This window comes from Paenibacillus sp. J22P59 (assembly GCF_059383895.1).
Genome location: NZ_JBXENX010000001.1, coordinates 691,505 through 705,109, shown reverse-complemented (window position 1 = coordinate 705,109; position 13,605 = coordinate 691,505). Strand labels below are relative to the sequence as shown.

Genomic DNA, 13,605 nt, shown 5'->3' with positions numbered 1-13,605 from the left:
TCCTTAGGGATGCGAGGCTTTTTTCGATTGACATGACCAGTCGCGGTGCTTCATACATTAGGGGTATGGAGGTGGTTGCATGTTCGCTGCATGGCTAGGACTAATGCTGCTGGCTCTGGTGTGTATGGCTGCGATGGCAGGAGCGCTCAAGGCACAGCAAAGCATTCGAGCATCGAGACATCAAAGCATGACCGATTATGCTGCCTATGTTCAAGCGCAGCAGGATAAGCATGATCTCAATCTATTCGGCCTGCCGCAGCAAATGAAACGTCGATTTGGAGCGATGGCTTCCTTCGGGATTTCTTTTCAAACCATCGGAATAATAGGGGCAGCCGTTCTTTGTATTGGTCCAGCAATAGAGCAGGGGGGGCTGGCTGTAATTGGGATTGGGCTGCCGATCATTGCCTTGCTGGGACTAACAGTGAGCGCAGCACTTGCTGAGCTGTCTTCAGCTGTGCCGACTTCCGGAGGCGTATATCACTGGTCCTCGGCTATTGGAGCAAGAAAATGGGGCTGGTATGCAGGATGGCTGCACATCGCCGGCTACATAGGATTAATTATTCTTGTGAATGGCTCCTGCGCGGCTGTTCTGGACGATGTGCTGGCTGCTAGGCTAGGCTATGAAGCATCATTAATGACTCTAACGGGTCTGACTATAGGGATTAGCTGCTCTCAGGCAGCTTTTCACCATTGGGGCGTCGGCGCACTAGCACGGTTTATGCAATTAGGAGCAGCGCTGCAGATTGGAGCCGCGGCAGTATTGATTGGAGGAATAACGGCTTGGCTGTGGCCGGGAGGCTATTCTCCAATGCGTTTATTTGCGTTACAGGATATGTTCATGGATGGTCATCCGACGTTGTGGACTTTTATCGGAGGGCTGCTCATTATTCAGAAGCTGTTCCTCGGCATGGACGGCGCTGCTCATGGAGCGGAAGAGACGAAGGACCCGCGTGTAAGGGTGCCTTGGGCTATTTATCTGTCTGCTGTATATAGCTTTATCATTGCTTTCGTCTTGTTTGCAATGGCAGGCTTGCTATTAGCCACATTTGGGGGAGCGGAAGCGACACAGGGAACTGGGGCTATTACAGCTGTGTTCACCGCATTTGAAGGCTCTCTGCTCGTAATCGCTGTAGTAGTTGCTGCTTTGTGGGGGAGTGGGGCGAGTGCTATAACGGTATGCTCCAGAATGGTTTTCAGCATGGCAAGAGACAATGCTTTGCCTTATAGCCATAAATGGTCGAGGATCAATGAACAAGCACAAATACCTAAGGGGGCGCTATGGTCAGTTGCTGCTCTTTCGATTCTTGCTGGCATAGCGGTACAGATTGCTAACAGCAGCCACTCTACTTTTGCCGCATTCGGATTTGTGTTATTCTGCCTTCATGGCGCCTATGCGATACCGATTGCTCTAAAATTAAGACATAAAGGGAAGCACCACCTGCTTGAAGATGCCCCATGGCACATGGGGGGATGGAGCCGGACCATTAATGCTGTAGCACTTAGCTGGCTTGTTGGAAGTGGAATAACGGCGGTTATCGTATTTGGCTACGGGGTGGCTGCTGCTGCAGGGCTGCTGCTCCTCTTTGTCTTCTTAGCTGATTTCAAATATAGGAAACGCCATTTGGCAAAGCTGCAAGGCAGATTGAAACGGCCAAAAGGTGAAATCATCCGAATTGAGCGAAAATTCCATCTACACTAATTCATGAACATCTTCAGGAAATAATAAAGGAAATGAAGCTGTATATTTCCCGGGGAAGCGCATAATCCAACATGATAAAAATCATTTCGACAGCAACGCTCGAATGTTACAAAGGGTGTCGAAAAGGAAGGGCTTAGCGTAATAGTTAAGGTGGTAAATAATTAAGAACTAATGAAGTTTTGCCAACTTATGCCTATTACCATTATAATAGAGAAATATAGACAACAGAAAGTTATGAATGTTGAAAGCGCTATAGCTACCAGAGAATAGACTGGAGAGCTTCTGCGGCATCAGACGAGCAAGCATACAAGCCTATGCTCTCATCTTCTGTACTTGGTGGATCAGGCGGTCAAGCGAGGATCTTAACACAACGAAGGAGGAAAAAAGTATGAATGTCGCAACAGCACTCGGTTATGGAAGCAACGAACGATTATTAATTGTGAATGCAGATGATTATGGCTTATGCCAATCCTTCAATTCCGGCATTCAGCAGCTGCTTCAGGAGAAGGCTATCAGCTCGACGACGTTAATGCTGCCATGCAGAGCCTCACGAGAGGCTGCGAAGTGGAGCGCACAGCATCCAGAATATGATGTAGGCATCCATTTCACGTTCACGAGTGAATGGGAGGGTTACCGCTGGGGACCGATTACTCAGGGGAAATCGGTACAATCCCTTATTAACAGCGACGGTTATTTCCCGAAAGACTGCAAAACCTTTGAGCTGCAGGCTGAACCTGAGCAAGTAAGGAATGAAATGATTGCTCAGATTGAAATGGCGATGGAACTGGGAATGAACCCCACACATGCTGACAATCACATGGGCAGCTTATTCGGGCTTGAGACGGGACGCCATTTCAATCAAGTCGTGTTAGAGGTGTGCGCGTTATACGGTTTGCCCTATAGGCTGCCGCGGTCGCTGTCTGCGACTAACAAGCAAGTAGCACCGCCGGAATTGGCTGAACATGCGAAGCAGATGGGCCTTCTTGCAGATGCTAAGGGGGTTGTAGTCTTAGATTATTTGGTCGGACTGCCATTCCATCTGCAGGCTGGAGAGACCTACGATTCTTTGAAATTAGAGATGAAGCAATTATTGAAGGAATTAGAGCCTGGGGTTACAGAGCTTATTATTCATCCTTCATTAGTAACGGATGAACTGCTCGCCTTCCATGGGCAGCCGGAGAAACGCGGTATGGAATTTCAATTGTTCCGTGACGCGGACATTCGTAAAACGATTAAAGATGAAGGTATTCGTCTGATTCATTGGCGTGATTTGCAAAAGCTGCAAAGACAGCAAAGCGGTTGGATAGATTAGGACACTAAAGAGTATAAGGAGCGGAACTTGAATGAGTTATCAAGCTATCACACATCTGGCTGAACGCTTGCAAACGAACATTGGCCAGGTCATTATCGGCAAGGAAAAGATTGTAGAACAGCTATTCATTGCGCTGGTCACCTCTGGTCACGTATTGCTAGAGGATGTGCCGGGGACAGGTAAGACGATGCTGGCGAAATCATTGGCTCGATCACTCCAGTTGGAATTCCGGCGTGTACAATTCACGCCGGATCTGCTGCCCTCTGATCTGAGCGGTATTCACTTCTATAATCAGAAGGAGGGCAATTTCGAATTCCGCCCCGGACCGCTGTTCACGAATTTGTTGCTTGCAGATGAGATTAATCGGGCCACTCCGCGGACCCAGTCCAGCCTTCTCGAATGTATGGAGGAGAGACAAATCAGCTTGGATGGTGAAACGAAGCGATTAGACAAGCCATTCCTGGTGATCGCTACGCAAAATCCTGTAGAGCATCAGGGAACCTTTCCGCTGCCTGAAGCGCAGCTGGACCGCTTTCTTTTTAAAATCAAAATGGGCTATCCGACGACCGAAGAATCGGTGCAAATTCTAAAACGATTTAAAGAAAACGATCCACTGGAGCAGCTGCTGCCTGTAGCGGATGCAGATATGATCGCGGAAGCTCAGCGCCTGTATACCTCCGTTAAAGTATCGGACGAGCTATTGCTATACATGCTTCAGATTGTAGAGCGGACTAGACAGCGTGAAGAGGTGTTGGTCGGGGTGAGTCCTCGTGGAAGCCAGGCCTTGCTAAGAGCCACACAGGTACATGCCATTCTAAGAGGCCGTGATTTTGTTACCCCAGATGATGTAAAGGCGATGGCTAGGCCAGTGCTAGCGCACAGGCTCTCGCTGCGCGGGATGCAGAGAACACAGGGAAATGCAGAAGATATCATTGGAGATATTCTCCATCAGACGACTGTGCCTGCTGAAGCAGGCATCGCGAATCGTTAGGTGCAGAAGATGATTCTGTTCTGGTTTGTATTGTCTGCTTTTATTCTATTATTCTTCCAAAAAAAAATATTCAGCACCTATGGATTGCGTAAAATCAGTTACAACAGGCGATTCCAAAAACGCGCTGCCTTTCGCGGAGATACAATTGAATTGATAGAAACATTGTCTAATGAAAAGTGGCTGCCAGTGCCGTGGCTGCGAATTGAATCGCAATTGTCTGCCCAATTAGCATTCCAGCATCAAGATAACCTGGATGTAAGCAGCGGCAAGCTATATCAGAATCATACAAGCATTTTTACATTAATGCCTTATACGAGAGTTACGCGCAAGCATCGGATTGTCTGTTTGAGCCGAGGTTGCTACAAGCTTCAATCGGTCTCGCTTACAAGCGGAGACTTATTTAATCTGGGTCGGGAACAAAACCGGATCGCTATGAATGAAGAGCTGATCGTCTACCCTTTGCCTGCGGAAGTCCCTATTCATGCGCTGCCTTCTCACAGCTGGCAAGGGAATACCTCGGTCCAACGGTGGATTGTAGAGGACCCGTTCGTTGTAACCGGAACGAGGGATTATAGGCCGAATGATTCCTATAAACAAGTGAATTGGAAAGCAACGGCAAGAGCAGGCAGGCTGCAGGTCCATCAGAATGATTATACAGCAGACAGGAAGCTGATGATTTATTTGAATGTAGAGGACAAGGATGGGATGTGGCGAACGGTGAGCGAGACGGCTCCCATTGAGAATGGAATTGAGGTAGCAGCCGGTGCAGCTCAGGCCGTCATTCTAGAAGGGCTGGAGGCAGGCTTTGCTGTTAATACATTTAGCCGTAACGAAACGGATAGTATCGTCATTCAGCCTCGCGGGGGCAGCTCGCATTTGATGGATATTTTGGAGACAATGGCCAGAATGGAAATTTCACGGTCCGAGCTTTTTAGCCATATGATTGAACGCGAAGCGGATAGCGGGTATTCCAATCGTGATGTCCTTATTCTATCGACTTTCTGGAATGAGCAAATGGAGCTGCAAGCAGCAAGGCTACGCGCGAATGGCAATGCGGTCGTATTCTGGCAGCTGTCTGATTCTAATCGGCAGGAAAGACAGGAGGGTGAGGCAGGATGAATGTTTCCTTCTTACGTTCTTCGATATTAAAAGGCGGAATTGAGGTGCTGTTCTTCTTGCCGCTTCTGCTACTGCTTCCAATCTATTTGTTAATGCCTACACTGCCCCTTGTCGTATGGGTGTTGACGCTGCCGCTTTGTTACGCTGCAGGATCATATACCATCAGCAAAGTGGCAGCAAAAAGAAGCATATGGCGCTTGCTGCTTTCACTTGCTGGTGGCGCTGTGCATGCCGGTCTTATTTATGCATTAACCATTATGGCGGGAGAAAGTGATAATTTGTCTGGTAGCTTGCTGCTTTTGCTGAGCGCTATTCTTTTTTCAAGAGGAATGCGGCAATGGACAGTAGGGTGGGCGGCCTCCTTCTCTAGTACATATATGTTCGTTGGTCTTGGGGGCTATATGCTCGTTTTGGTCCTCCAGAAGCTGTTGTCGCTCCAAGCTAATTATATTGCTTTATTGTCAGGCTGCGGAATTGCAGGAGTTATCATTGTCTTTTTTGTGGTGAATGAACGATTAATTCATACGGAGACGGATTCGAATCGGAAGGTCGTTAAGAGCAAGACGGTGTCCGCCTTCAAACGCCAGAATCGCTTTATGACAGGCATTGTGATCGTGCTTGTTGCAGTAATAGCTCTTATTCTTTCTTTGCAAAAGATATTAGGTGCGACTGCATTGTCACTGCTGTCTGCGTTTCTCAAGTGGTCAAACACGCCTTTGACAGAGAAATTGATCGAGCCGGAGCAAGTAGATGAACAAGGGCCTTTGATACTGGAGAAGGGGGAACCAGGCTGGTGGTGGACATGGTTAGATGTGTTGCTAAGAGGGATTGGGATTGTCCTGGCAGTCGCCATTACAGTTGTATTGGTATATCTGATCTATCGCAAAGGCGCAAGCTTGGTTCGTACGCTCTATAATCTATTATTGAATCGTTCCAATGAGCAGCTTGACAATAATGGTGGCTACGTGGATGAAGTTGAAAGTTTAATGTCATTAAGTAAAATGCCGGATCGTTTATTAACGAAGTTAATAGACAAGCTGAAGCGGAAGAATCGGCTTAAAAGAGAGCAATGGAGCGAGCTTTCCACTAATGCGGAGAAAATTCGCTATTTATACAGTTCATTAATAATTAATGACATTAATAAAGGATATGTGTTTAAATCCCATATGACGCCTCATGAAACAGCTGCAGATTTGTCTGCGTGGAATAAGAAGGGAAATCCGACTGCCGAAGTGCAGCAGCTTATTCACTCTTATGAAGAGGTGCGCTACGGAGACAGACAGCCGGAAGAGAAGGAAGTAATTGCTCTTAAAAATTATTTTGACAAAAATTAGTCAGATCTGCCTCGTGTCTGTACAATATACTGGGCAATTTTGTTGCCGTGAAAGCGGCCGGATTCAATAAATATTTCATTCGCTTCATGTTTGGAGGCGACGACGCCAGCGAGAAATAGGTTCGGCACGTTCGTCTCCATTGTCGTTTCATTGAAGCTCGGGAAGCCTTCTTCTTCAATCGTTACGCCGACATCGGTTAGAAAATCACGATCTGGATGGAAGCCAGTCAAGGCAAGTACAAAATCATTTTTTAGAGAATGCTCACCTTCCGGTCCCGCGATTGTAATGCTTCGATTATCAACGGCAACAACCTGTGATTGAAAGAGCATCTTTATTTGACCTTTGGCGACTTTGCTCTCGAACCCTGGCCTTACCCATGGCTTGATACTTTTTGAATAATGTTCTCCCCTATAGATGACAGTAACATGAGCACCTACTCTTTCTAGCTCCAGAGCAGCATCAATTGCCGAGTTGGAGCCGCCGATAATCGCTACTTCCATGCCTGTATAAGGATGGGCTTCCCGGAAAAAATGACTGACCTTGTCCATATGCTCGCCTGGTATGCCCAGATAGTTGGGATGATCAAAATAGCCGGTCGCGATTACCACATACCGTGCAGTATATTGTTGCTGCTCTCCGAAACGATCTGTGCTGGACAGCGTGAACAAACCGTTTTCCTGCGTTATTTTGGTAACCGTTTCATAGGCATTAATTCGCAGCTTGTGTCGCAGGGCAGCCGTACGGTAATAGTTGATGGCTTCAAGGCGCGATGGTTTTTCATTAGGGGTTGTGAAGGGTATGTCGCCAATCTCAAGCAGCTCTGGCGAACTGAAAAAATGCATGTATGTAGGGTACATGGAGATAGAATGCACCAAATTGCTTTTTTCTATAAGGAGTGGACGAAGCCCTGCCCGCTGCAGCTCAATCGCAGCAGCCAAACCGCATGGGCCTGCTCCTATTATGATAGCTTCTTCTTTATTCATGATTTGGACCTCCTGATAAGTGTACCGATAATTGTACAGCGGAGTGAGGATTATTACAAATTTGGCGTTTGGCTATCTTGTACACCAATTGGAATATTGTATAATAATGGGGTACCGTTCTTTACCGAAGGAGGAGTAGCATGCGACGGCGATTTGTAATAGAGGCAGTCATGGTGGCAACGTATGGACATCTTCTCGTTCCGAGCCGTCCGATTGATTATGTCATCCCTTATTCATCTATTTTGGAGCTTTATGATATGCGTGACGGGTCAGACAAAGTAATGGATGATCCTGACGATGATTTGCATGTGAAGAACAAAATAAACGAACTGATTCGTTTTTTTGAAGATCCGCTGAATAGAAAAAAAATCGAAAAAACGATGCAGGTGCCATGGCGGGAAAGTTCACCGCTGTTATTGAATGATACGATTCAATTTACTGTTGTTCATGCCGTAGATAATGCGAACTATGGCGAGTTTTTTGATCCCATTGAAACAGAACTGCTGCTTACCGGCTCTAAGCTGAGCGTTCCATTACTGTCCGATCAATTCGAGTTTCAAGATAAGCTAATCGAAGCAGAGGTTCCTGTTCAGGTGTATGATATAGAAGACTTTGAATTTGCGGTCGAGGAGGGCATATCCTTGGGGATGTCCAGCGACTGAGGTTTCAATCTGCTGGACATGGATGAATATCGGCTAATTATTAAGAGGTCTCCTCGCTTGCACGTTTGATACGGTCAATCGCTTCGGCCATAGTTTTGTCCGTTAAGTGAGCATAGATTTGAGTAGTTTCTGGAGAAGCATGACCGAGTTGCTCTTGCGTCATATAAATATCGTTGCGCAAATAGTAGTCCGTAGCGAACGAATGACGGAGTTTATGTACGGATAGAAAAGGTTTGCCGAATCGTTTGGCATATTTAATTACCATTTCCTGAATGGCGCGCTTTGTCATTCTTGAGCCTTCATTCTTGCCATTGGCTATGGCGAGGAAGAGGGCTTTTTCGCGTTTTGGCGCTTTGTAGTGCTGGTCTCGAACCCTCAGATAATCGCTTAAATCATCAACGGCTTCCTGCCGGAAGTAGACCGGGGTTTTGAAGGTATCATCATTCTTACCTTTACGATACACATACGCCAGCTTCTTCTTCACATCAATATCGTCTGTATTCAAGTTCACGAGCTCGGACACACGAAGGCCGGAATGCAGGATCAAGCTAATAATTGAAGCATCCCGTGTTCGATTCAAGTGGTAGCTATAAAGTGCTTGTTTGTTCGTAGCGATGTCTTTCTCATAGTCATGGTGAATATAGGCGAGAAACTCTGCGATTTCTTCCTCCTGCAGCAGCTTTCCTTCTAGCTTGGCTGCGGTATCCTTAGGCTTATGCGTTCGCTTGATGGCTACCTTCGCCATCACATTTCTTTTCAACAGCGGGTAAAATTCCTCGTCCTCCGCAATTTGGCTTAAATAATGAAACAGAGATCGGAGAGAAGACAGCTTGCGCGAAATGGTCGTTCGTGTATTGTTATGGCTCGGATGAGTAGCGAGAAACATTCGGAAGCCATCGATGCTGTCCATATGTAGCTTCTCCAGCTCAATGAGCGTAACATCCTTAACAGAGGATGCTTCTGACAGCCCTTCTGCAATTAGCCAGGACATGAAAGCATCATAGTCCCTAATATATTCGAGTAAAGACGAGGGGGATAGGTCCGGCAGCTTATAATTAATGAATTTCTCAACATACCAAGGCATCGTTGGAACTCGTTTATCCAGCTCTTGACGGTCTTTAACTTTGATTACATTCACGGCAGTCACCTCATTCCTTAACTTCCTACATTGTACCAATTCCATAGTTGGCGGACAATCCAATATCATCCACCGAGCTATGCGAAATACTTTCTAGCAAATAAATGCAATTTATGTATTAGGGTTACTTAATTGAATATAGTATGTTACCATCATAAAATCGCAGACCACAATCGAATTAATGTTAATATATGATAATTTCTAATTATCAATAACGAAGGAGGAACATATTAATGATAAATAATCGTTTATATCATAAAGTTTTGATATTTTTATTTGCTATTATAATGGCAATAGGTTTGCCGCTTGGAACGGCACAAGCTGCTGCACCTTCTACCTTGCAGTATGGCAGCAATGGCGTTGATGTGCCGGACTTACAGTTCAGGCTTAATACATTAGGCTACTTCACCAATGATGCGGTTACAACCTTCTATGGCAAACTGACGAGGGACGCTGTGGAGAAATTCCAACGTGATTATGGTCTCGCTGCAGATGGCGTGAGTGGAAAGCAAACGTGGTCAACATTGAAGAAGGTATCTGCGAATGAACGTGAGCTTAATCTGCTTGCTCGCATTATATATGCAGAAGCGAGAGGCGAATCCAAGACAGGGCAGATAGCGATTGCTGCAGTTGTCCTGAATCGCGTAGCTTCTCCTGAATTTCCGAATACGATTGAAGGTGTTATCGAGCAATCTGGTGCATTCACCGCAGTAGATGACGGCCAATACTATATGCAGCCGAACTCACAGGCTTATGAGGCGGCAATAGAAGCTATTCGCGGATTCGATCCTTCACAGGGTGCGCTGTATTACTTTAATCCTAAGACTGCAACCTCCAAATGGATTTGGACACGCAAGCAAATCGTTCAGATCGGCAATCATATATTTGCTGAATAACTGAACATTTTAAATGTATAGGATTTTGATCTGTATATTCATAACGCAAGCATTCTGCTCATAAGCATAATAGTGGGAAACGTAAGTCCCTTCATTCATGGGGTGAGGCCGGAACGATTGGAGCATTACAGGCAGCAAGGAGGTATGGCAATGAGTGCAGAACTGCTCATTCAATTACTCGTGCTTATCGTAATGATCATCGATTTGGCTTCAAGATCGAAAGATTTATAAACAGCAGGAACCCAAGAAGCTCTTGGGTTCCTGCTGTTTTATTTGGTTAAAAGTGATGTGGGAGATGTCTCCTAAACTAATCCAATATAAGGAAGCGGAATTGTTTACTTTATGCTATAATCTCTTATAACTTTATTGTTTGCTAGAATCTAATGATAGGAAGGGGGAGCTTCATTGATAACGACGTTTTACATGGTTAGGCATGCAGAGTCTCCCTATGTGTTCGGTGAAGAATCGACACGTGGACTTTCGGCAGAGGGAGATGCAGCCGCGAAGAGGGCTGCTGAGCTGTTCGAATTTGTGGACATTCATTACATTGCTTCAAGTTCATATACAAGAGCTACACAAACCTTGAAATATATAGCGGCGAACGAAGGTCTGCCGATTATCGGGTATGAGGAATTAATTGAACGACCAATTAAAGGGCTAGCCCATCAAGCGTCATGGGAGGAAATGGAGAAAGCAATCGAACATTCTTTCCAAGATGCTGATTATGCACTGCAGGACGGCGAATCCCTTCGCCAAGCACAAAGCCGGGCTATCCCTTTATTCGAGCGGTGGTTGAACGAACATGCAGGCAAGAATATTGTGGTGGGTACCCATGGAATTATTATGACAACTATCATGAACTATTATGATGCGAGCTATGGCTATGAGTTCTGGAAAAGCACTACAAAGCCTGATATTTATCGTATGGTCTTCACTGATCATCAGCTGGACAGGATCGAGAGGGTATGGAAGTCGGCATAACATACGATTGCAAAATAATTGACCATGAGGTGACTACAATGAACAAGGCAGAGGAACGAGTGGAATTGGATATAAGATTGGCGAGTTTAGAGGAAGGACCTGCTGTATTGGAGCTGTGGCAAGGCTCTGCGAGATGGCTGCAAGCCAAAGGGATCAATCAATGGCAGCCTGAGTTTTTTAATATCGAGCAAGTCTATGAATGGTTTAACACCTCGGAAATCTATTTGGCGAGATGGAATAAGGCTATCGTTGGAACTCTCCTTCTGTGCTCATCAGATCCTTTTATGTGGGAGGAGCTCGATAACAAGGAATCAAGTTATATTCATCGTTTTGCAGTCAGCAGAGATCACAAAGGAAGGGGAGTTGGCACGCAGCTGCTGCAGTGGGCTGAACAATATGCCAAGGATAATGGGAAGCGCTATATGCGCCTCGACTGTATGGCAGATAACGAGCGCTTGAACGATTATTATCGAAGCTGCGGCTATCAATATGTCAAGACGAAGGAATGGGATAATTGGCGCGCCAATCTATATGAGAAAGCTATTGCATCTGTAGAATAAGCAGAGGGGAGCGTCCCATTATGGCAGAAGCGGTAATTAATAGGCCAGTGTTTGCGAAGCGGGCAATCGTCATTACAAGCTTAATTGCACTATTCTTCCTTACTTTGTTTCTTGTTGTGGTCGTCGATTTATTCACTTTCCGAATCAAATATGAGGGGCATTGGTCCGGCAATGGTAACCCTGCCATGCTCTTTGTTTTTCTCCTGCTTCCTGTGTATGCTGTGTTTTTGGGTTTAATAGGGATAACAGCAAGATCTATATTTGCACAGCGAATGGAAAAGGGTTCTTATCATTATGGATTGATAGGGTTCCTTACTGTATTAGGATTGATACAAGTCGGTGCGGCGGCCTTGTACAAAGATCTTGTATTGTTTACTTTAAGCAACACGCCATTCGCACCTGATCCGCATGCTTCAATATGGGGCCATTGGAATCAATATTCGAATACAGCCTACGTGAACGGATTTACGTATAGTCTGGGTATTATAATGGCAATCGTTCTAGGATATATAGCAGCTGTAATCGGAAGAAGAATCGGACAAGGAAGGCAACCAAAGGATGCTAAAGGGAATTCTGTTTGATCTAGATGGCACGCTGCTGAATCGGGATGCTTCTTTGCGAGCCTTCATAGCGGCGCAGCATGATCGTATACAAGAGCTGCATGTTATTCCAAAGGATGAGTACATACGTCAATTCGTTGAATGGGATCAGCGAGGCTACGTATGGAAGGATAAGGTGTATCAGCAGTTCATTGATGTATATAAGCTTTCGATCCTGATGGAGGCATTGCTTGCTGATTATTTGGAGAGATTCCAATATCACTGTATCGCTTTTGAAGGCATGCAACCATTGCTTGAGCTGTTGAGAAATAAGGGGTATAAGCTGGCTCTAATTACGAATGGACCTGGCCAGCTCCAAATGAATCATATAAAAGCATTGAAGATCGACCATCTATTCGATGCGATATTGATCTCTGAGGTTGAAGGGATCAAAAAGCCTGATCCAGCAATTTTTCTTCGGGCATTGGAACGATTAGGGATAGATCCGATAGAAGCTGTGTATGTTGGGGATCATCCCGATCATGATATTGCCGCAAGCAGAGCTGTAGGAATGAGGGGGATTTGGAAGGAAAGCCTTCATTATCATTTGGAATTTGAGCATGATGGGGTAATCAGAAACTTGTTGGAGTTAGTTGATTTAATAGCGATTGATTAGGGGAGGTAATGAGGATGGATAATAACCAAGACCTTCAAGAGATAAGAGACAGACTGGAACATTTAGAGAATAAGGAGAAGCGGTTGGGCAAACAAAGCTATAAGCAATTGCCTGTATGGATTACCTATCTCATTGGGTTCATCGTTGTATTTCTTTTGAGTTTAGTGGCTGTGGGCATTTTTCAATTCATTACTAACCAGTCGAATTAGGATGGGATTCATCGCATGGAAATAGAGGAGTAAGGAAATGTATGGAGCTCGTGTAATGCCTGTGATTCCGCTATAATAAAGGAATAGCGCGAATTAAGAGGCCGGAGTGATATAATATAAGAATGCCTTTGACTTCAAGCGCCTGAAAGTGATATATTATTCGGGATTGTTTTTTTACGTGTAGAAGGAAAGGGATGCTAAAGATTGGCTACAAGCGATGACACTACAAAACCGAAATTAATACCAACGAAAATTTTGAAATGCAAAAATCCGGATTGCAAAGCATGGATCAGAGATCAATTTGCTTCAGCGGAACAAAGCTGTCCGATTTGCAAAGGGCCTATGCTGCGTAGCATGAAGCATTTGCCGGCTGTACAGAACAAGCCAAAACCACAGCCGCGTAAGCCGAAAACTGACTTTTAATGAATACCTTATTATTTGTATGACAAAGGGGATAGCATGAACGGCTGCGTGTTGCTTACACGCAGCCGTTCATGCCTAATGGA

16 protein-coding genes are annotated in these 13,605 nt (G+C 45.4%); 14 read left to right on the top strand and 2 right to left on the bottom strand.

The features are described 5' to 3' along the window. The first annotated feature begins 79 nt into the window (after positions 1-79). The 5 genes from AC50YO_RS03145 to AC50YO_RS03125 all read left to right on the top strand — a co-directional run bounded on the left by AC50YO_RS03145 (position 80) and on the right by AC50YO_RS03125 (position 6,455). A complete protein-coding gene (locus tag AC50YO_RS03145; RefSeq protein ID WP_494843047.1) occupies positions 80-1,699 on the top strand; it encodes an amino acid permease in 1,620 nt (539 codons plus the stop codon). 388 nt (positions 1,700-2,087) lie between these two features. Further along, positions 2,088-3,011 (top strand): polysaccharide deacetylase family protein, encoded by a 924-nt coding sequence (locus AC50YO_RS03140; RefSeq protein WP_494843045.1) that lies wholly within the window; start codon positions 2,088-2,090, stop codon positions 3,009-3,011. Between the two features lie 31 nt (positions 3,012-3,042). Continuing rightward, the gene (locus AC50YO_RS03135; protein ID WP_494843043.1) at positions 3,043-4,002 is read left to right on the top strand and encodes an AAA family ATPase; all 960 of its coding nucleotides are present in this window, start codon (positions 3,043-3,045) and stop codon (positions 4,000-4,002) included. Positions 4,003-4,011: 9 nt separating this feature from the next. Then, positions 4,012-5,121: a DUF58 domain-containing protein gene (locus tag AC50YO_RS03130; RefSeq protein WP_494843253.1), complete on the top strand. Its 1,110-nt coding sequence runs from the start codon at positions 4,012-4,014 to the stop codon at positions 5,119-5,121. Next, on the top strand, positions 5,118-6,455 hold the full coding sequence (locus AC50YO_RS03125) for a DUF4129 domain-containing protein (RefSeq protein WP_494843041.1): 1,338 nt from the start codon (positions 5,118-5,120) through the stop codon (positions 6,453-6,455). Before AC50YO_RS03130 ends, AC50YO_RS03125 begins: the two co-directional genes overlap by 4 nt. On the opposite strand, the gene AC50YO_RS03120 is transcribed toward AC50YO_RS03125, so the two are convergent. Then, positions 6,452-7,438 carry a YpdA family putative bacillithiol disulfide reductase gene (locus tag AC50YO_RS03120; RefSeq protein WP_494843039.1) on the bottom strand — a complete coding sequence of 329 codons (987 nt, stop codon included), beginning with the start codon at positions 7,436-7,438 and terminating at the stop codon, positions 6,452-6,454. The two genes, AC50YO_RS03125 and AC50YO_RS03120, sit on opposite strands and share 4 nt — an antisense overlap. Before the next feature lie 140 nt (positions 7,439-7,578). Between AC50YO_RS03120 and AC50YO_RS03115 the strand changes: the two genes are divergently transcribed. Next, entirely contained in the window at positions 7,579-8,100 is a 522-nt protein-coding gene (locus AC50YO_RS03115; RefSeq protein WP_494843034.1) for an ADP-heptose synthase, read from the top strand. Positions 8,101-8,140: 40 nt separating this feature from the next. Here the strand turns inward: AC50YO_RS03115 and xerS are convergent, their stop codons facing one another. Next, a complete protein-coding gene (gene xerS, locus AC50YO_RS03110; RefSeq protein ID WP_494843029.1) occupies positions 8,141-9,238 on the bottom strand; it encodes a tyrosine recombinase XerS in 1,098 nt (365 codons plus the stop codon). A gap of 233 nt (positions 9,239-9,471) precedes the next feature. On the opposite strand from xerS, the gene AC50YO_RS03105 reads away from it, so the two are divergent. The 8 genes from AC50YO_RS03105 (at position 9,472) to AC50YO_RS03070 (ending at position 13,522) form a co-directional block, all read left to right on the top strand. Beyond that, entirely contained in the window at positions 9,472-10,134 is a 663-nt protein-coding gene (locus AC50YO_RS03105) for a cell wall hydrolase (protein ID WP_494843027.1), read from the top strand. Between the two features lie 72 nt (positions 10,135-10,206). Further along, a complete protein-coding gene (locus AC50YO_RS03100; RefSeq protein WP_494843025.1) occupies positions 10,207-10,365 on the top strand; it encodes a hypothetical protein in 159 nt (52 codons plus the stop codon). Between the two features lie 174 nt (positions 10,366-10,539). Next, on the top strand, positions 10,540-11,115 hold the full coding sequence (locus AC50YO_RS03095; RefSeq protein WP_494843023.1) for a histidine phosphatase family protein: 576 nt from the start codon (positions 10,540-10,542) through the stop codon (positions 11,113-11,115). Between the two features lie 38 nt (positions 11,116-11,153). After that, the gene (locus AC50YO_RS03090; protein WP_494843021.1) at positions 11,154-11,675 is read left to right on the top strand and encodes a GNAT family N-acetyltransferase; all 522 of its coding nucleotides are present in this window, start codon (positions 11,154-11,156) and stop codon (positions 11,673-11,675) included. 20 nt (positions 11,676-11,695) lie between these two features. Next, positions 11,696-12,256 (top strand): hypothetical protein, encoded by a 561-nt coding sequence (locus tag AC50YO_RS03085; protein WP_494843019.1) that lies wholly within the window; start codon positions 11,696-11,698, stop codon positions 12,254-12,256. Further along, positions 12,234-12,890 (top strand): HAD family hydrolase, encoded by a 657-nt coding sequence (locus AC50YO_RS03080; protein ID WP_494843017.1) that lies wholly within the window; start codon positions 12,234-12,236, stop codon positions 12,888-12,890. The genes AC50YO_RS03085 and AC50YO_RS03080 overlap by 23 nt, the downstream gene beginning before the upstream one ends. Before the next feature lie 14 nt (positions 12,891-12,904). Continuing rightward, positions 12,905-13,099: a hypothetical protein gene (locus tag AC50YO_RS03075; RefSeq protein ID WP_494843015.1), complete on the top strand. Its 195-nt coding sequence runs from the start codon at positions 12,905-12,907 to the stop codon at positions 13,097-13,099. Between the two features lie 204 nt (positions 13,100-13,303). After that, positions 13,304-13,522 carry a cold-inducible protein YdjO-related protein gene (locus tag AC50YO_RS03070; RefSeq protein ID WP_494843013.1) on the top strand — a complete coding sequence of 73 codons (219 nt, stop codon included), beginning with the start codon at positions 13,304-13,306 and terminating at the stop codon, positions 13,520-13,522. Positions 13,523-13,605 lie beyond the last annotated feature (83 nt).

Excerpts from the sequence above, each read along its gene's own strand:
- AC50YO_RS03145 (WP_494843047.1), top strand. The coding sequence starts at position 80 with ATGTTCGCTGCATGGCTAGGACTAATGCTGCTGGCTCTGGTGTGTATG.
- AC50YO_RS03140 (WP_494843045.1), top strand. The coding sequence starts at position 2,088 with ATGAATGTCGCAACAGCACTCGGTTATGGAAGCAACGAACGATTATTA.
- AC50YO_RS03135 (WP_494843043.1), top strand. The coding sequence starts at position 3,043 with ATGAGTTATCAAGCTATCACACATCTGGCTGAACGCTTGCAAACGAAC.
- AC50YO_RS03130 (WP_494843253.1), top strand. The coding sequence starts at position 4,012 with ATGATTCTGTTCTGGTTTGTATTGTCTGCTTTTATTCTATTATTCTTC.
- AC50YO_RS03125 (WP_494843041.1), top strand. The coding sequence starts at position 5,118 with ATGAATGTTTCCTTCTTACGTTCTTCGATATTAAAAGGCGGAATTGAG.
- AC50YO_RS03120 (WP_494843039.1), bottom strand. The coding sequence starts at position 7,438 with ATGAATAAAGAAGAAGCTATCATAATAGGAGCAGGCCCATGCGGTTTG.
- AC50YO_RS03115 (WP_494843034.1), top strand. The coding sequence starts at position 7,579 with ATGCGACGGCGATTTGTAATAGAGGCAGTCATGGTGGCAACGTATGGA.
- AC50YO_RS03105 (WP_494843027.1), top strand. The coding sequence starts at position 9,472 with ATGATAAATAATCGTTTATATCATAAAGTTTTGATATTTTTATTTGCT.
- AC50YO_RS03090 (WP_494843021.1), top strand. The coding sequence starts at position 11,154 with ATGAACAAGGCAGAGGAACGAGTGGAATTGGATATAAGATTGGCGAGT.
- AC50YO_RS03085 (WP_494843019.1), top strand. The coding sequence starts at position 11,696 with ATGGCAGAAGCGGTAATTAATAGGCCAGTGTTTGCGAAGCGGGCAATC.
- AC50YO_RS03080 (WP_494843017.1), top strand. The coding sequence starts at position 12,234 with ATGCTAAAGGGAATTCTGTTTGATCTAGATGGCACGCTGCTGAATCGG.
- AC50YO_RS03075 (WP_494843015.1), top strand. The coding sequence starts at position 12,905 with ATGGATAATAACCAAGACCTTCAAGAGATAAGAGACAGACTGGAACAT.